Origin of the sequence: Pseudomonas sp. PA-1-6B, assembly GCF_021609545.1 — a bacterium.
GTDB classification, from domain to species: domain Bacteria; phylum Pseudomonadota; class Gammaproteobacteria; order Pseudomonadales; family Pseudomonadaceae; genus Aquipseudomonas; species Aquipseudomonas fluorescens_BV.
In genome coordinates, this window is the sequence record NZ_WJZM01000038.1 from 40906 (window position 1) to 57392 (window position 16487).

At 60.6% G+C, this 16487-nt stretch carries 15 protein-coding genes; 6 read left to right on the forward strand and 9 right to left on the reverse strand.

Translation table 11 applies throughout. The annotated features are described in order from the left end of the window. Positions 1-86: 86 nt before the first annotated feature. A complete protein-coding gene (locus tag GIV35_RS18195) occupies positions 87-995 on the forward strand; it encodes a LysR substrate-binding domain-containing protein (protein WP_213152785.1) in 909 nt (302 codons plus the stop codon). 30 nt (positions 996-1025) lie between these two features. Here GIV35_RS18195 and GIV35_RS18200 read toward each other — a convergent pair whose 3' ends face one another. Then, a complete protein-coding gene (locus tag GIV35_RS18200) occupies positions 1026-2318 on the reverse strand; it encodes a PQQ-dependent sugar dehydrogenase (protein WP_200648963.1) in 1293 nt (430 codons plus the stop codon). Next, positions 2315-2740 carry a DUF2231 domain-containing protein gene (locus GIV35_RS18205; RefSeq protein WP_054921373.1) on the reverse strand — a complete coding sequence of 142 codons (426 nt, stop codon included), beginning with the start codon at positions 2738-2740 and terminating at the stop codon, positions 2315-2317. The genes GIV35_RS18200 and GIV35_RS18205 overlap by 4 nt, the downstream gene beginning before the upstream one ends. A 742-nt stretch (positions 2741-3482) precedes the next feature. Between GIV35_RS18205 and GIV35_RS18210 the strand changes: the two genes are divergently transcribed. Together GIV35_RS18210 and GIV35_RS18215 are read left to right on the forward strand one after the other, a co-directional pair. Then, entirely contained in the window at positions 3483-3962 is a 480-nt protein-coding gene (locus GIV35_RS18210; RefSeq protein ID WP_236265891.1) for an AAA family ATPase, read from the forward strand. After that, a complete protein-coding gene (locus GIV35_RS18215) occupies positions 3959-4732 on the forward strand; it encodes a nucleotidyltransferase domain-containing protein (RefSeq protein WP_236265890.1) in 774 nt (257 codons plus the stop codon). Before GIV35_RS18210 ends, GIV35_RS18215 begins: the two co-directional genes overlap by 4 nt. A gap of 7 nt (positions 4733-4739) precedes the next feature. On the opposite strand, the gene GIV35_RS18220 is transcribed toward GIV35_RS18215, so the two are convergent. Beyond that, on the reverse strand, positions 4740-6176 hold the full coding sequence (locus tag GIV35_RS18220) for a hypothetical protein (RefSeq protein WP_200648960.1): 1437 nt from the start codon (positions 6174-6176) through the stop codon (positions 4740-4742). A 149-nt stretch (positions 6177-6325) separates the two neighbouring features. On the opposite strand from GIV35_RS18220, the gene GIV35_RS18225 reads away from it, so the two are divergent. Further along, positions 6326-6775, forward strand: a complete 450-nt coding sequence (locus tag GIV35_RS18225) for an NUDIX hydrolase (protein ID WP_236304446.1) — start codon at positions 6326-6328, stop codon at positions 6773-6775. Positions 6776-6884: 109 nt separating this feature from the next. Here GIV35_RS18225 and GIV35_RS18230 read toward each other — a convergent pair whose 3' ends face one another. Next, on the reverse strand, positions 6885-7463 hold the full coding sequence (locus GIV35_RS18230; protein WP_198716576.1) for a cysteine hydrolase family protein: 579 nt from the start codon (positions 7461-7463) through the stop codon (positions 6885-6887). Between the two features lie 164 nt (positions 7464-7627). Here GIV35_RS18230 and GIV35_RS18235 point away from each other — a divergent pair, with 164 nt between their 5' ends. Next, entirely contained in the window at positions 7628-9826 is a 2199-nt protein-coding gene (locus GIV35_RS18235; protein WP_236265782.1) for an OsmC domain/YcaO domain-containing protein, read from the forward strand. A 136-nt stretch (positions 9827-9962) separates the two neighbouring features. On the opposite strand, the gene GIV35_RS18240 is transcribed toward GIV35_RS18235, so the two are convergent. The 5 genes from GIV35_RS18240 to GIV35_RS18260 form a co-directional block, all read right to left on the reverse strand. Continuing rightward, on the reverse strand, positions 9963-11129 hold the full coding sequence (locus tag GIV35_RS18240; protein ID WP_014718631.1) for a cystathionine gamma-synthase: 1167 nt from the start codon (positions 11127-11129) through the stop codon (positions 9963-9965). Further along, positions 11126-12502, reverse strand: a complete 1377-nt coding sequence (locus GIV35_RS18245; RefSeq protein ID WP_072434648.1) for a pyridoxal-phosphate dependent enzyme — start codon at positions 12500-12502, stop codon at positions 11126-11128. The genes GIV35_RS18240 and GIV35_RS18245 overlap by 4 nt, the downstream gene beginning before the upstream one ends. Positions 12503-13188: 686 nt before the next feature. Then, on the reverse strand, positions 13189-13671 hold the full coding sequence (locus tag GIV35_RS18250; protein ID WP_200648956.1) for a VOC family protein: 483 nt from the start codon (positions 13669-13671) through the stop codon (positions 13189-13191). A 65-nt stretch (positions 13672-13736) separates the two neighbouring features. After that, the gene (locus GIV35_RS18255) at positions 13737-14456 is read right to left on the reverse strand and encodes an SDR family oxidoreductase (protein WP_236265899.1); all 720 of its coding nucleotides are present in this window, start codon (positions 14454-14456) and stop codon (positions 13737-13739) included. 64 nt (positions 14457-14520) lie between these two features. Then, positions 14521-15705 (reverse strand): MFS transporter, encoded by a 1185-nt coding sequence (locus GIV35_RS18260; RefSeq protein ID WP_236265898.1) that lies wholly within the window; start codon positions 15703-15705, stop codon positions 14521-14523. A 94-nt stretch (positions 15706-15799) separates the two neighbouring features. On the opposite strand from GIV35_RS18260, the gene GIV35_RS18265 reads away from it, so the two are divergent. After that, a partial coding sequence (locus GIV35_RS18265) for a LysR substrate-binding domain-containing protein (protein WP_236491424.1) occupies positions 15800-16487 on the forward strand: 688 nt, incomplete at its 3' end.

Below are 16487 nucleotides of genomic sequence, written 5' to 3' on the forward strand. Positions count from 1 at the left end.
GATCCATGAAGTGAGGGATTCATGGTGCCCAGCGCGGCGGGTGTGCTACAAACGAGTTTTCAGCCTTGGATGCATAACCACAGATTATGAATGCACTTGGCAAAACCCTACCGCCTCTGGCCAGCCTCCTGCCGTTTGAAGCGGCGGCGCGCCTGGAGAGTTTCTCCAAGGCGGCCGATGAATTGCACATCACCCAGGCGGCTGTCAGTCGGCAGATCCGCGGGCTGGAAGACAACCTGGGGGTCCAGCTGTTTTGTCGGCGCAACCGTGGAGTGTTCCTGACGCAAGAAGGGCGTGAGCTGGGGCGGGTGGTCAGCCTGGCCTTGCACAGCATCAGTGAGGGCGCGGTCAGCCTGAGAACATCGCCCCAGCGAAATCGCGTGGTACTGCTGTGCCAGCTATGCGAGGCGTTCTATTGGTTGATGCCGCGCCTGGCAACCTTCCACCAGCAATACCCGCAGATCGAGATCCAGGTGGTGACCTGCACGCGGCCGATCACCCAGTTCGACGGGCATTTCGATGTGGCCCTGCAAAGTACCCGGCGCGCCAGTGGCAGCCATACGCTGATGTTTACCGCTTCGGACGAGGTGTTCCCGGTGTGCAGCCCCAGCTACCTTTGCCCGGAACAACCGTTATCACTGGCTGAATTACAGCCCTGCACATTTCTGCACCACAGCTCCGAGCCTCCGCACTTGATGGAATGGGATGAGTGGCTGCAGATGTTCGGCCACACGCTGGCCAGGGATGCACGCAGTGCCACCTTCGACAGTTACCCGCTGATGTTGCAGGCCGCCGTGGAAGGGTACGGTATCGCCATGGGGTGGCGTCGTACCGCAAGCCGGCTGATTGAGAGTGGGGCGCTGGTGCGGCCCTGCGCAGAAAGCGTGTTGTTGCCCGAGGCTATTTCGGTCTACAGGCAGCAAGGGGCGGGCAGTCGGGAGGAGGTCACGGCGTTGTTGGCCTGGCTTGACGCACAATTGCAAAGTGACGGCTGACAGGGGCGTCGCTGCCCCTGTCATCTGCGGTTATTGGTTACGCGTGACGCGCCAAATCGTATTGGCCAGGTCGTCGGCAATGATCAGCGCGCCTTTGGGGTCCACCGTCACCCCCACTGGACGCCCACGGGTCTTGCCATCGTCGCCGCGAAAGCCGGTGGCAAAGTCGATGGGCTCGCCCGCCGGTTTGCCGTTGCTGAACGGTACGAAGATCACCTTGTAGCCCACTGGGTTGTCACGGTTCCAACTGCCGTGCTCGCCGACAAACGCGCCGTCAGCGAATTTTTCACCCATGGCAGGGATGGAGAAATCCACGCCCAACGCGGCCACATGGGAGCCCAGGCTGTAATCGGGCTTGATCGCCGCAGCCACCTTGGCCGGGTTCTGCGGTTGCGCGCGGGGGTCGACGTTCTGGCCCCAGTAGCTGTAGGGCCAGCCGTAGAAGGCACCTTCACGCACCGACGTCAGGTAGTCCGGCACCAGATCGGGGCCCAGTTCATCGCGCTCGTTGACCACCGTCCACAGTTGCCCGGTGCCCGGTTGGATAGTCAGTGCCGTCGGGTTGCGCAAGCCCGTGGCGTAGGGTTTGTGTGCACCGGTGGCCGCATCGATCTGCCAGACCATAGCGCGGTCGATCTCCACTTCCATGCCGCGTTCGGTGATGTTGCTGTTGGAACCGATGCCCACATACAGCTGACGCCCGTCCTCACTCACAGCCAACGACTTGGTCCAGTGATGGTTGATCTGCGCCGGCAGGTCGGTGACTTTGACGGGCGGGGCGCTGGCCTTGGTCTGGCCGTCGGCGTAGTCAAAGCGCACCAGTGCGTCCTGGTTGGCCACATACAGTTTGCCGTCGGCGAATGCCAGCCCGTAGGGTGCGTTGAGGTTGTCGGCAAATACCGTCTTGAGTTCATAGGTGCCGTCACCGTCGGCGTCACGCAGCAGCGTAATGCGGTTGCCGCCCTTGACCTTGGTGTTGCCCTGGGCCTTGATCACACTGGCGATCACGTCCTTGGGCTTGAGCTTGGCCGCACTGCCGCCACGGCCTTCGGCCACCAGGATATCGCCGTTGGGCAGCACCAGGGTCTGGCGCGGGATCGCAAGGTCGGTGGCGATGGCGGTGACGCTGTAGCCTTCGGGCACCTTGGGCTTTTGCTCGCCCCACGGCGTGGGCTCGGCAATCTTCATGCTCGGCAACAGGCTGCTTTGTTGTTCGGGCAGCTTGGGGTCAGGGCCGCGCGCCTGGGTCTTGTCACCTTCGCCGCCACAGGCACTCAGCAACAGGGCGGCGCTGAGCAGGGTCAGTGTGTTGAGTGGTTTCATCGGGCAGCTCCTGAGCGCAGGTTGGTCAAGCCGATCCAGGTGGCGACAATCGCCAGCACGGTGACGATCGCCGACAGCACCAACCCTGCAGGCATCATGGCGTAGGCATCCTTGGCATGTTGAAAGGCGTTCACCAGCCCAAGCACCCATGTGCCCAACAACAGCAGGAAGTACGCCACCGGGCGCCCGCCCTTGTGTTCGGCGCGCACCAGGTTGACCAGTGCAAACAGCAGGGCAAAACCACAGAACACCAGCGCTCCGGCGATCAGCCAGGAGGCAAAATTGGCCCATTGAATCTGGTAGGTCTGGCCGTAGGCGATATCACTGAGCAAGGCCCCGAGAAACAACGGCACGGTGCCGGCAAGCAAAGTGCCATGCAACGGCCCAGGCCTGACGACGGGGTAAGTGGAGAGGGTAGTCATGTTGGTGGCGGCTCCTTATCGTTCTGCACCCTGGACTCAGGGCGCGCTGACTTCGCATAGGAAAGGAGCATGGCACTTGTAAGAAAGTTCACTGGGATGGCGTGTCGAGGTGTGTTTCGATCCGGCGTTCCCCTGCATATGCATAGGTATCTACACAATTTTGGTGCGTCGCTGAACCTGTGGCGAGGGAGCTTGCTCCCGTGACGGCCTGACAGCCGACACAGATCTACCTGACACTCCGCAATCAAACTGTGGGAGCTGGCTTGCCTGCGAAGGCGGCCTGGCAGTCAACACAGTTGGACCGGGTACATATCCGTTATTTAGGTAACGGCCACCTAGGGTTCCGCCCTGACGGCGGCTCACTTTTGAAAAGCCGGAATGCCGGCCCAGACAAAAGTAAGCAAAACGCTCTTGCCCCACCACTCGGCACCTCGCTTGGGCTCGGTGTGCCCGTAATCCGCCAGTGATTTGGGGGGCCGCCGCCACGCGCCATCCATGGCGCGGGGCGGCTAAACCGGCATCCCTGCCGGTTTACCCCCCAAATCACTGTCGAATTCCGGCCAGCGTGGTTTAACGGGGCGCCTGAGATCAAGATCAAAAGCAGATCAAGAGCGGCTCGCTTCGCATCGTGGTTGCCGTCTGCTGCTACAGCTCAAAACGTTATGTAGATACCTTGCCTGCATATGTTTACCACAGAGGCTATATGACTCATCCTTCCTGGCCCGACATGAGGAATCGCGTTATGCCCACCCTGCACCTGTTATGCGGCAAGATCGCCTCCGGTAAGTCCACACTCGCCAAGACCCTTGCCACCGAGCACGCAGCCATTGTGCTCAGCGAAGACCAGTGGCTGGCCAGTCTCTACCCTGGTGAGATCCAGAGCATTGCCGACTACCTGCGCTGTGCCCAGCAGGTTCGTGGAGTACTTGAGCCGCTGGTGATCGATCTGTTGGCGTGCGGCGTCAATGTGGTGCTGGATTTTCCCGCCAATACCCTCGCCAATCGTCAATGGTTGCTTGGCCTGGCCCAGGCAGCCAAGGTGCCACACCGCCTGCATTACCTGGAGCTGGACGATGCCACCTGTCGTGCGCGCCTGCATGCGCGCAATGCCCAGGGGGATCACGATTTTGCCGCCACCGATGCCGAGTTCGACCTGATCGCTCGCCATTTCAGTGTGCCGAGAGAAGAGGAAGGTCTGGTGATTGAGGTGCACCGCCCGTGAACATCCAAAAACCTGCAGGCATCGATGCCGACGGCTATATCCTCACCGTCGCTGATGGGCCTATACAACCCGAGTTCCAGCCCCTGCTGACGGACGTTTGCGCTACCTTGTCCCGGCCTGAGTTCGGGCTGCTCGGGATTTACCTGTATGGCAGCATCGCACGGGGCGAAGGAGAGATCGGCACTTCTGATCTTGACCTTTCCCTGATACTGATCGAACCACCGGATGCGCCGGTGCTTGAACAGTTGGAGTCAGCCCGACTCGCCTTGGAGCAACGGTATCCCCAAGTCACCAAGATCGACTTCGACATCGGCCACCGCGCCCAGGTGTTGGCGCCTGAAAACCTAAACAGTTGGGGCTTCTGGCTCAAACATCATTGCCGCTGTCTCTGGGGCGAAGACCTGTCACTGCACGTCGAACCGTTTCGCCCGTCCCGCGCCATCGCCTTGGCGGTCAACGGCGATTTTGAACAGGCGCTTACGGCGTACCTGTTGCGCATCGAACAGGCCAGCACTGAACACACGCGCTATCGCTTGCAGCGGGAAGCCGCGCGGGCATTGATTCGGGCTACCCATACCCTGCGAGCGGAAGACGCGCAAATCTGGCCGCAAACCCTGGAAGAGTACGTCGGCCTGTTTGCTCTGCATTACCCGAACATGCGTGTGCAAATCGCGTACTTCCTGTTTGAGGCACGCAACCCGAGTGCGGAGCGCGAGGTATTTACCACGCGATTACGAGCATTTTTGAGTTGGCTGGTTGCGGCACAATGATCTTGACCTAAAGCAAGCGCCTGGGCTTCACTCCGGCAACCGGTGGGATGTGAGGGGCGGTACTTGGCGTCATGCACAAGCAACCTCCAAGTACGCTACAGCAACCGCATTTTGGGTCCTCTGCATCGACCGAAAACTTGAGCAGAATGTTGCCATGAGCATGCTCGTCGATGTGGTCACCCTGGCAGACCTGCCGGTCTTGAGTGAGCATCGCTGTGCCATGCCATCCTGCAGCTTTATACGCATCGAGCGATGCCTGGGCAGGGTGTCCGTATTCATTTCCTTTGCCTACGGACAGAGCCAGCTTCATTGGGGTGCCCGGCTTAGGATTGGGAACAGCGGATACCGTTATCTTCGACCCATGATGAGGTGCCACCATACCGGCTAACTCAAGTTGCCGGTTGCTTGTGAGGGAGGGGATCGACGGAAAGTCGGCGTCACCTGTCATGAGAATTGCCGGCCCTTGGCCCTTGGGTTGGACGAACAGCGCGATTCCGGTGTTATTTCTGTCAGCCGGAGTCTGCCGTGTGGGCTCACACGCTTCGAGCCAGCCCTCGGAAAACGGTATCTGTGTGCAGTTATCCGGCCACAGAAGCATGGCCGAGATACCGGGCATAAGCTGCGTCTTTGTCAGCGCTTCATAGAAACTCAATGCTAGTGGGCTAACTTGGTGTTCTGGCCGTTCGGGCGGGCGGGCAATCCAGAAGCGAGCCAGCGCCTTACGGTTAAACTCGTGCCGAGTGGTCAAGCTCTTAGGGTTGTACTTGCTTCTGGCGATTGCGTATGACCAATGGTCCATATCCCAATGAGAGAGAACGACGGGCGCAACTCTAACGTAGTCGCATGAGAAAAAATTTGGCTGACGCGGTGGTCGCGTCCGCGCATGAAAGTTGGGCGCCCATCCCAAATCAAAAAAGACGCGCGGATGTTCAAACTTATCAATGATCGCGTTGCAGTTACCCTGACCTACATCATATGCAGCGACCGAGAGTTGGCCCGCGCCCTGCAACGAGACATCCAGTATGCCGGTGATGAGCGTTTCAGGCGCGCGCGATGCGTCCGCCAGCATGAAAGCGTCATATTCGTCTCCGCTCAACTTGAGGGGAGTGATGTCGTAAATGTGCAGGACGACAGGCTCGGCGTTATCCCCGAACATCACGACTGACGCTTCAACCGAATTTTCGCTCGCATGGGAAGCTACCCCGAGTTGCACCCACTGGCTTTCCGAGTTTTCAATGATTGGAAAACGCTGCGAAAGGTAAGAGAGAGACAGACGCAGGGTAAGCAAACCGCCGATTCTTTTTATGCCATAAAAGCGCGAACGTGATAGTCCCGTACTGAAACAATCCAACGTTACCCAGCCGTCCCCGTCCCCGTCGCGTTCTATGTCGACAAGCGCCTTGAATGTCTTACGCCTGGGTTTCATCGAATCATGGTCCTTCATGGCACTGTCGCTCCTGTTACTGGCTTGGCTGTATTGATTTGCGAGGGGATATTACAGCAACCTTTAGCGCGAAGTGCCTGCACGACGAAAACACCGGGATTTGTGCGGTTAAAATGGTCTTCCATAGTGGTAGGAAAGGAGTCAATCACATGCGTGAACGCAAAGCCGCACGATTACTGGTCATCAACCCTGCACAGCAAGTGTTGCTGTTTCGCTTCGTGCATAAAGACGGCGCCCTGGCCGGCCAGGATTACTGGGCCACGCCCGGCGGTGGCGTGGAGGCAGGGGAGAGCTTCCACAGCGCTGCTATTCGTGAGTTGCGCGAAGAGACGGGTATCACCGTCAGCAGCGTCGGCGAATCCGTGGCAGAGCGTAGTTTCCCGTTGATGTTACCCAGCGGTGAAACCCTGTTGGCGGTTGAGCGGTACTTCGTTGTGCATGCATCCAGCGACGCGCTTTCCAGGGCCGAGTGGACGGTAGAGGAGGCCCAGGTGATGGCGGATCATCATTGGTGGTCGGCACAGGCGCTGCACGCGACGAGCGATACGGTATGGCCGCAGGCGTTGCCGCAAATGCTGGAGGATGCCGGGGTGTTTTAGCCGTTTTCCATGAACGATGGGGGCAGGCGAATCGGGGCCACATTTAGGCACGCGGCGGCTTTAAGGCCGTCACGGGAGCAAGCTCCCTCGCCACAGGTGCAGCATTGCATCAAAAAGCGCATCGCGGGTTATATGGATCTAATATTTCCCCGGTGTTGAACACCCTTGCATAGTCCATCGCCAAGTTACTGAGCGACAACGCATGCACATCCTCTGCGGCCCACAGCCGCCCCGACAAGTCGGTTTGATCGAAGGTAAAACACGCATCCGCCGCCACGATCACGTCGAACCCCAGGTTGCCGCCCGAGCGTGCGGTGGATTCCACTGAATTGTTGGTGATGACCCCGACGATCACCAACTGCTGGATCGAGCGCAGGTGCAGCCAGCGCTCCAGGCCCGTGGCGCTGAATGCATCCGGTACGTTTTTTTCCACCACATGCTCATGGGCCAGTGGGTGCAGCGCATCCTGGAACTCACAACCGGGCTGGCCTGGCCGGAACACCGAAGCGGCAGAGCGGGAGATATGCCGCACATGAATGATCGGGCGTTTCGCCTGGCGCCAGGCATTGAGCAATTGCTGTATGTGCTGCTCAGCGTCTGGGTTGTTGCGGCGGCCTAGTGTGGGATCGGCCATGCCTTTTTGCATATCGATGATCAACAGTGCGGCGTTCGTCGCTATCGGTTCCATGGCCTGTCCTGGCAGAGGTGAACATTATCTAACTGGAGCAACGCGCTCCCACAGGGCGGACGTTAGCACCGATCGGCAGCCCATACGCAAAACCCTGAGACTTCCCGGCGAAACGCTTCATAATGGCGGCCAATTTGTTTAGCTCGTTATTCTGGTGTGCCCGCATGGAAATTAAGGTCAACTTTCTCGACAACCTTCGGCTTGAAGCCAAGTTCGATGACTTCACGGTCATTGCCGACCAGCCCATCCGCTACAAGGGCGATGGGTCCGCACCGGGGCCATTCGACTACTTCCTGGCTTCGTCAGCGTTGTGTGCGGCGTACTTTGTGAAGTTGTACTGCCAGACGCGCAATATTCCCACCGAGAATATTCGCCTGTCGCAGAACAACATCGTCGACCCGGAAAACCGCTACAACCAGATTTTCAAGATCCAGGTCGAATTGCCCGCAGATATCTCCGACAAGGACCGCCAGGGCATCCTGCGCTCCATCGACCGCTGCACCGTGAAGAAGGTGGTGCAGGCCGGGCCGGAATTCGTGATTGAGGAAGTCGACAACCTCGACGCCGATGCCCAGGCGTTGTTGATGCCCAACTCCACGTCCGCAGCAGGCACCTACATTGCCGGCAAGGACCTGCCGCTGGAGCAGACCATCGCCAACATGTCGGCGATTCTCGCGGGCCTGGGCATGAAGATCGAGATTGCCTCGTGGCGCAATATCGTGCCCAACGTGTGGTCGCTGCATATCCGCGACGCCCATTCGCCGATGTGCTTTACCAACGGCAAAGGCGCGACCAAAGAGGGCGCGCTGGCGTCGGCGCTGGGTGAGTTCATCGAGCGTCTGAACTGCAACTTTTTCTACAACGACCAGTTCTGGGGCGAGGATCTGGCCAACGCGCCGTTCGTGCACTACCCGGACGAGCGTTGGTTCCAGCCGGGCCCCAACGATGAGCTGCCGAGTGAAATCCTCGATGCCTACTGCCTGAAAGTCTACAACCGCGAGGGCGAGCTGCGTGGTTCACACCTGTTCGACACCAACTCCGGCAACGAAGCCCGTGGCATTGTCTCGCTGCCGTTCGTGCGTCAGTCCGATGGCGAGGTGGTGTATTTTCCGTCCAACCTGATCGAAAACCTCTACCTGAGCAACGGCATGAGCGCTGGCAACACCTTGGCCGAAGCCCAGGTGCAGTGCCTGTCGGAGATTTTCGAGCGAGCGGTGAAGCGCGAAATCATCGAAGGCGAATTTGCGCTGCCGGACGTCCCCGCCGAAGTGCTGGCCAAGTACCCGGGCATCCTGGCGGGTATCGAAGGCCTGGAAGCCCAGGGCTTTCCGGTGCTGGTCAAGGACGCGTCCCTGGGCGGTGAATTCCCGGTGATGTGCGTGACCTTGATGAACCCGCGCACCGGCGGCGTGTTCGCCTCGTTCGGCGCGCACCCCAGCCTGGAAGTGGCGTTGGAACGCAGCCTCACCGAGCTGCTGCAAGGCCGTAGCTTCGAAGGCTTGAACGACCTGCCGCAGCCGACCTTCGAAGGCCAGGCGGTCACCGAGCCGAACAACTTCGTCGAACACTTTATCGATTCCAGCGGCGTAGTGTCGTGGCGCTTCTTCAGTGCTCAGTCGGATTATGAATTCGTTGAATGGGATTTCTCCGGCCAGGGCGAAGACTCCAACGCCCAGGAAGCCGCCACGCTGTTCGGCATCCTCGAAGGCATGGGCAAGGAATGCTACATGGCGGTGTACGAACACCTGGGCGCCACCGCCTGCCGCATCCTGGTGCCGGACTACTCGGAAATCTACCCGGTGGACGACCTGATCTGGGACAACACCAACAAGGCGCTGTTTTTCCGCGAAGACATCCTCAACCTGCACCGCCTCAGCGAGGAGGAGCTGCAGGCGTTGGTCGAGCGCCTGATAGAAAGTGAGCTGGACGACTACACCGATATCACTACGTTGATTGGCATTGAGTTCGACGACAACACCGCGTGGGGCCAGTTGACCATCCTGGAGCTGAAACTGCTGATATTCCTGGCGCTGAAGCAGTATGAAGAGGCCAAGGAATGCGTAGAGATGTTCCTGCAGTACAACGACAACACCGTTGAGCGCGGCCTGTTTTACCAGGCGATGAACGCGGTGCTGGAGATGGAGCTGGATGATGACCTAGAGCTGGCTGACTACGAGGCCAACTTCCGGCGCATGTTTGGCAATGAGCGCATGGATGCGGTGATCGGCTCGGTCGACGGCAGTGTGCGCTTTTATGGGCTGACGCCGACCAGCATGAAGCTGGAAGGCCTGGACCGGCATTTGCGCTTGATCGATAGCTACAAGAAACTGCATGCGGCGCGGGCGAACATCACCCAAGGCTGATACATGCCCCTTGTGGGACTGGGCTTGTGTGGGAGCTGGCTTGCCTGCGATGCAGGCACCTCGGTGTGTCTGTTACACCGCAGTGATGCTATCGCAGGCAAGCCAGCTCCCACATACGGCCACCCTGGAAATTGAGTTAGATGTGGGCCAAGGCTTGCGCCAGATCGGCGCGCAAATCCTCCACATCTTCAACCCCCACCGACAAGCGCACCAGCCCATCGCCAATCCCCAATTGCGCTCGCGTCGCCGCCGGGATGCTGGCATGGGTCATGATCGCCGGGTGCTCGATCAGGCTTTCCACGCCACCCAGGCTCTCGGCCAGGGCGAAGATCTTCACGTTTTCCAGAAAGCGCGTCGCGCCGGCCAGGTCGCTGTTCAAGTCCACTGAAATCATCCCGCCAAACCCGCGCATCTGCTGTTTCGCCAGGTCGTGCTGTGGGTGGGATTGCAAGCCCGGGTAGTGAACCCGTGACACTTGCGGCTGTTGTTCCAGCCAGGTGGCCAGGTCCAGGGCATTGCTGCAATGGCGCTCCATGCGCAGCGCCAGGGTTTTTACCCCGCGCAGGGTCAGGAAGGCATCGAACGGCCCGGCGATGGCGCCGATGGAGTTTTGCAGGAAACCCAGGCGTTCGGCCAATTCAGCGTTGTCGCCAACAACAGCGATACCACCGATCACATCAGAATGCCCATTGAGGTATTTGGTGGTGGAGTGCACCACGATGTCGAAGCCCAACTCCAGCGGGCGCTGGATCCAGGGGCTGGCAAAGGTGTTGTCGGCCACGCAGATAATCCCGCGGGCACGGCAGATACGGGCCACGGCGCGCAGGTCGGTCAGGCTCAGCAGCGGGTTGCTTGGGGTTTCGACCCAGACCATGCGCGTGTCGTCCTGCAATGACGCTTCAAACGCCGACAAGTCGCTGAGGTCGACATAGCTGAAGCGGTGCCCGGCGCTGCGCTGGCGCACCTTGTCGAACAGACGGAAAGTGCCGCCGTACAAGTCATTGCCCGAGACAATATGCGCGCCGGCATCCAGCAGCTCCAGCACGGTGGAGATCGCCGCCAGCCCCGAGGCAAATGCAAATGCCTGGCTGCCGCCTTCAAGGTCGGCCACGCAGCGTTCCAGGGCGAAACGCGTGGGGTTATGGGAGCGGCCATAGTCAAAACCCTTGTGCACGCCGGGGCTGTCTTGCAGGTAGGTGGAGTTGGCGTAGATCGGCGGCATCAGCGCGCCCGTGGTCGGGTCGGGTGACTGCCCGGCGTGGATCACACGGGTGGCAAACGCGCTTTTATCGGGCTGGCTCATGCAAGGGATCTCCGTAGGTGGTTAAGCAGGTCGACGCGGGTGATCAGGCCATGAAAGCCTGCGGCGTCGGCAATGATGGCGACCAGGCCGCGATCCAGCTCAGCCTGCAGTTCGGCCAGGCTGGCGCTGGGGGCCAGGGTGTGCAGGGTGTTGGTCATGGCGCTGGCGACGGTCATGGAAAAGTCTGCGGCGTCGTGGTGCAGGCCCAGCAGGATGTCGGACTCGTCGATCACGCCCACCAGGGTCTGGCCATCGACCAGCACCGGCAGTTGCGACACGTCCGCCAGGCGCATGCGCTGGAAGGCGGTGAGCAGGGTGTCGTCGGGGCTTACGCTGATCACGCGGCCGTCTTCGAAGCGGCGCGCGATCAGGTCGCGCAGGTCGCCGTAGTGCTTGTACTGCAACAGGCCCGCGTCGTTCATCCACTGGTCGTTGTAAACCTTCGACAGGTAGCGCGTACCGGTGTCGCAAACAAAGGTCACCACGCGCTTGGGCTCGGTTTGCTCGCGGCAGTAGCGCAAGGCCGCGGCGAGCAGGGTGCCGGTGGATGAGCCGCCGAGGATGCCTTCGGCCTTGAGCAATTGGCGGGCGTGGTCGAAGCTGTCGGCATCGCTGATGGAGTAGGCGTGGCGCACGCTGGACAGATCGGCAATCGAAGGGATGAAGTCTTCGCCGATACCTTCCACGGCCCAGGAACCAGGGGTTTCCAGCTTGCCGCTGCGGCTGTATTCGGCCATCACCGAACCGACCGGGTCGGCCAGCACCATGGCCAGCTCGGGTTGCACGCGCTTGAAGAACCGCGTCAAACCGGTGAGGGTGCCGGCCGAGCCGACGCCCACCACAATGGCGTCCACGTCGTGCTGAGTCTGTGCCCAGATCTCCGGCGCGGTGCTGGTCTCGTGAGCCAAGGGGTTGGCCGGGTTATTGAACTGGTCGGCGAAGAACGAGCCCGGAATATCTTTGGCCAAACGTGCCGCCACGTCCTGGTAATACTCGGGATGGCCCTTGCCCACATCGGAGCGGGTGATATGCACCTCGGCGCCCATGGCCTTGAGGTGCAGCACCTTTTCCGTGGACATCTTGTCGGGCACCACCAACACCACCCGATAACCCTTGGCCCGGCCCACCAGCGCCAGGCCCAGGCCGGTATTGCCGGCGGTGGCTTCAATGATGGTACCGCCAGGGCGCAAACGACCGTCGCGCTCAGCCGCGTCGATCATCGCCAGGCCGATGCGGTCCTTGATGGAACCGCCGGGGTTTTGCGATTCCAGCTTGAGAAACAGCGTGCAGGGGCCGGTATCGAAGCGGCTGACCTTGACCAGCGGTGTGTTGCCGATCAGCTCGAGTACAGCAGGGCGTGAAGGGGTGGGCATGTCGTCTCCTGGTTACGGGATGGGCGCAGGGCGGGGGACAGCAAAAAAACCGCATGGCTTGGAACATAGGCCGGTATTGACGGTGTCGCAACCGGGCGTCCGTTGTATGAATTTTTTTGCCGCATGGAGGGGGGCGCGCGATCCAAGTGTGGGAGCTGGCTTGCCTGCGATGGTCATAGGTATCTACACAAATTTGGTGCGACGCTGAACCTGTGGCGAGGGAGCTTGCTCCCGTGACGGCCTGACAGCCGGCGTCGATCTAACTAACGCGCCGCGATTCAAATGTGGGAGCTGGCTTGCCTGCGAAGGCGGTCTGCCAGCCGACCGGGATATTGGATATGATCGAGTAGATATCCATGATTAAGGTAACGGCCACCGATGGTTCCGCCCTGACGGCGGCTCACTTTGCAAAAGCCGGGATGCCGGCCCAGGCCAAAGTAAGCAAAACGCTCTTGCCCCACCACTCGGCACCTCGCCTAGGCTCGGTGTGCCCGTAATCCGCCAGCGTGGTTTAACGGGGCGCCTAAGATCAAGAGCGACTCGCTTCGCATCGTGGTTACCGTCTGCTGTTACAACCCACAAAGTTGTGTAGATACCTATGCTGCGATGGCGGTGGTGCTGTTGGCATTTGTGCTGCCTGACCCACCGCTATCGCGGCCTCGCTAAGGCTCGAGCGCTCCCACAGTTCAGTTTCCGGCAATGGCGGCTTCGATGGCAGCGATGTCGATTTTGGTCATGGTCATCATCGCTTCAAATGCACGCTTGGCGACGGCAGGATCTGTACTGGTAACTGCATCGACCAACACCCTCGGCGAGATCTGCCACGACAGCCCCCACTTGTCCTTGCACCAACCGCAAGCGCTTGCCTGCCCACCGTTGTCGATGATGGCATGCCACAAACGGTCGGTTTCCTCCTGATCCTCGGTAGACACCTGAAAGGAAAACGCCTCACTGTGCTTGAACGCCGGGCCGCCATTGAGGCCCACGCAGGGGATACCCAGTACGGTGAACTCCACGGTCAACTCATCGCCCTGCTTTCCGGATGGGTAGTCGCCAGGCGCACGGTGTACGGCCTTTACTTCGCTGTCGGGGAAGGTGTTGGCGTAGAAGGTCGCTGCCTCCAGAGCATCGCCGTTGTACCAGAGGCAGATCGTGTTTTTGTTGTTCATCGCAAGGCTCCTCGGGTTGAAAGGTGCATGAAGTCTAGACGATAGCCTCAGACGTTCTTCCCCGTCTAAAACCGCTCATCCAGAATCGCCGGCAAGGTGATGTCCTTGACGAAACTCGCCGGCGACAAGCTCAGCGTCATGCGCACCACCTGAACCACGTCGTGTACAGGGATCAATTGACCTTCACCGCGTTGCGCCGCCACTGCGAGCGGTGCACTCAACGGGTCTTCGGTGTTCAGGTAACCGAGGTTCAGGCAGGTCACGCCCAGGCGCTGATGCCGATAGCCTTCACGCAACGCATCGGCAATCCCGCGCAGCGCAAACTTGGAGGCACCGAAGGCCACCTCCGGGCGGCCACTTTGCGGCAGGCCGGAGGTGGAGCCGGTCAGGATGATCCGTGGGTTGGCGCTGTTGAGCAGCACCGGCAGCAGGCGTTTGATCAACAACAAAGTAGAGGTGATGTTGCACGTGACAATGGCTTCGAGTTGCTCATCACTGTCTGCCAAAAAGTGGTACGCCGGATCGAAGGCAAACTCTTCCCAGATACCCAGGTTGTAAATCAGAGTATCCAGCCCGCTCTCGGCTACCGAGGCCTCAATGGCCTGGGCAGCTTTGGCGGGTTCGGCCAGGTTGGCTTCGATCCAGTGCACCTGCACATCAGCCTTGTGGTTGAGCTGGTCAGGACGGCTACGGGATACACCGATCAGCGTATCCCCGGCTTCGCCCAACCCCTCGATCAGGGCCTTGCCCAGGCCTTTGCTGGCGCCAACTACCATGGTTTTCATTACGCGTCTCCTTGACTGAAGGGCGTAGTTATAAGGCAGTTGGAGGGGGCTTTCCAGCGTGTGCTTACGCTTGCACCGCTTCCGGACAAGTCCGCAAACCTGCGCGCCGCGCACGCCAGCCCAAACCCAGCACCATCAACAAACCCAGCCCAGCCATGATTGCGCCCGCCAGAGAAATCGCCGGGTAGCCCAGCCCAGCGTTGATCACTGCGCCCCCCAACGCCGCACCAATCGCATTCCCAAAATTGAACGCACCGATGTTCATCGCCGAAGCCAGGTTAGGCGCGTCTTTGGCGGCCTCCATCACCCGCATCTGCAACGGCGGCACCAGGGCAAAACTGGCAGCGCCCCACAGCAGGATCGACAACGCGGCGGGCAGCGGCCATTGCATAAGCACCGAAAAGGCCAACAGCACAGCAATCAACACCACCAGCGAGATGATCAAAGTGCGGTCCACCGACCGATCCGCTGACTTGCCACCCCACACATTGCCCAGGGTGAGCCCGATTCCGAAAAGCACCAGCATCCCGGTGACGAAGTTGGTCGAAGCGTGGGTGACATCTCGCAGAATCGGCGCGATGTAGGTGAATACCGTAAACATCGCACTCGAGCCCACCACGGTCAGCGCCAACGCGGCCAGCACCGGCCCGCGCCCCAGCACACGGATTTCCGCCATCAGCCCGCCACCTTTGGGCGCCGGAGCATTGGGCAAGGCCCACCACAGCGCCGCCATGACCACCGCGCCAAGCCCGCTGATGCCCCAGAACGCGGTGCGCCAACCAAAGTTCTCGCCAAACCAGGTCGCCAGGGGTACGCCGCCAATGGTTGCGAGGGTCAGCCCCATGAACATCGCCGCCACAGCCCCCGCGCGCTTCTCGGGCGCCACCAGGCTTGCGGCCACGATCGAGCCAATCCCAAAGAACGCTCCGTGATTGAGCGACGTCACCAGCCTGGCGATCATCAATGTCTGGTAGTTGCTGGCCAGCGCCGACAGCAAGTTACCCAGGGTAAAAATCGCCATCAGCCCGATCAGCAGATAACGGCGGGGCACCCTGGCCGTCGCCAGGGTCATGATCGGCGCGCCGATCAACACGCCCATGGCGTAGGCGCTTACCAACAGCCCTGCAGCGGGAATGGAAACATCAAGATCAGCGGCGATACCGGGCAACATGCCCATAGGGGCAAACTCTGTGACCCCGATGCCAAAGGCACCGACGGACAATGCTACAAGGGGTGGATTGATACGCATGGGTGACTCCTCATCTGTGAGCCAAATGCTACAATCCTGCCTTTTGCAGCAGTAGCCCTTGGTTGGGAACTACAGCTTTGCGCAGGAGGCACAAATGGACATCGGCGGGCGTTCGGGAGAGATGGAAGTCTTCACTATGGTCGCCGAGCACGGCAGCCTGTCGGGCGCGGCCAGGGCCTTGGGGCTGACCCCATCGGCCATCAGCCGCATCATTACCCGCACCGAACAGCGCATCGGCACCCGTCTGCTACTGCGCACCACCCGCGCCATCACCTTCACCGCCGAAGGCGAAGCCTACCTGCGCGGCGCCCGACGCATCCTCGCCGACATGGCCGAAGTCGAAGACGCCATCACCGACCAGGGCGCGCCCCGCGGACGCCTGCGCGTCAGCGCCGCACTGGCCCACGGCCGCATGACCATCGTCCCCCTGATCGCCGCCTTCAGCGCCCGCTATCCCGCCATCGTCGTCGACCTGATGCTCGGCGACGAAGTCGTGGACATCCTCGGCGGCCAAGCCGACGTCGCCATCCGCTTCGGCCCCCTCGCCGACAGCCCCCTGACCGCCCGCCATATCGGCTCTACCGGGCAGGTTATCGTCGCCTCACCGGAGTACCTGGTAAAGCATGGCACCCCGGTGACGCCGCAGGATTTACTGCAACACAACTGCCTGCGCTTCAACTTCCGTAGAGCGGCGCCGGATTGGCCGTTTCGGGTGGAGGGGCGGGAGTTTTCGTTGAAGTTGGCGGGGACGATTGAGGGCAATAGTGGTGAGGCATTGGCGC

Coding starts and splice junctions, on each gene's coding strand:
- GIV35_RS18240 (WP_014718631.1), bottom strand. CDS start 11,129: ATGAGCCAGCCCGATAAAAGCGCGTTTGCCACCCGTGTGATCCACGCC.
- GIV35_RS18235 (WP_236265782.1), top strand. CDS start 7,628: ATGGAAATTAAGGTCAACTTTCTCGACAACCTTCGGCTTGAAGCCAAG.
- GIV35_RS18200 (WP_200648963.1), bottom strand. CDS start 2,318: ATGAAACCACTCAACACACTGACCCTGCTCAGCGCCGCCCTGTTGCTG.
- GIV35_RS18210 (WP_236265891.1), top strand. CDS start 3,483: ATGCCCACCCTGCACCTGTTATGCGGCAAGATCGCCTCCGGTAAGTCC.
- GIV35_RS18260 (WP_236265898.1), bottom strand. CDS start 15,705: ATGCGTATCAATCCACCCCTTGTAGCATTGTCCGTCGGTGCCTTTGGC.
- GIV35_RS18205 (WP_054921373.1), bottom strand. CDS start 2,740: ATGACTACCCTCTCCACTTACCCCGTCGTCAGGCCTGGGCCGTTGCAT.
- GIV35_RS18230 (WP_198716576.1), bottom strand. CDS start 7,463: ATGGAACCGATAGCGACGAACGCCGCACTGTTGATCATCGATATGCAA.
- GIV35_RS18220 (WP_200648960.1), bottom strand. CDS start 6,176: ATGAAGGACCATGATTCGATGAAACCCAGGCGTAAGACATTCAAGGCG.
- GIV35_RS18250 (WP_200648956.1), bottom strand. CDS start 13,671: ATGAACAACAAAAACACGATCTGCCTCTGGTACAACGGCGATGCTCTG.
- GIV35_RS18255 (WP_236265899.1), bottom strand. CDS start 14,456: ATGAAAACCATGGTAGTTGGCGCCAGCAAAGGCCTGGGCAAGGCCCTG.
- GIV35_RS18245 (WP_072434648.1), bottom strand. CDS start 12,502: ATGCCCACCCCTTCACGCCCTGCTGTACTCGAGCTGATCGGCAACACA.
- GIV35_RS18225 (WP_236304446.1), top strand. CDS start 6,326: ATGCGTGAACGCAAAGCCGCACGATTACTGGTCATCAACCCTGCACAG.
- GIV35_RS18195 (WP_213152785.1), top strand. CDS start 87: ATGAATGCACTTGGCAAAACCCTACCGCCTCTGGCCAGCCTCCTGCCG.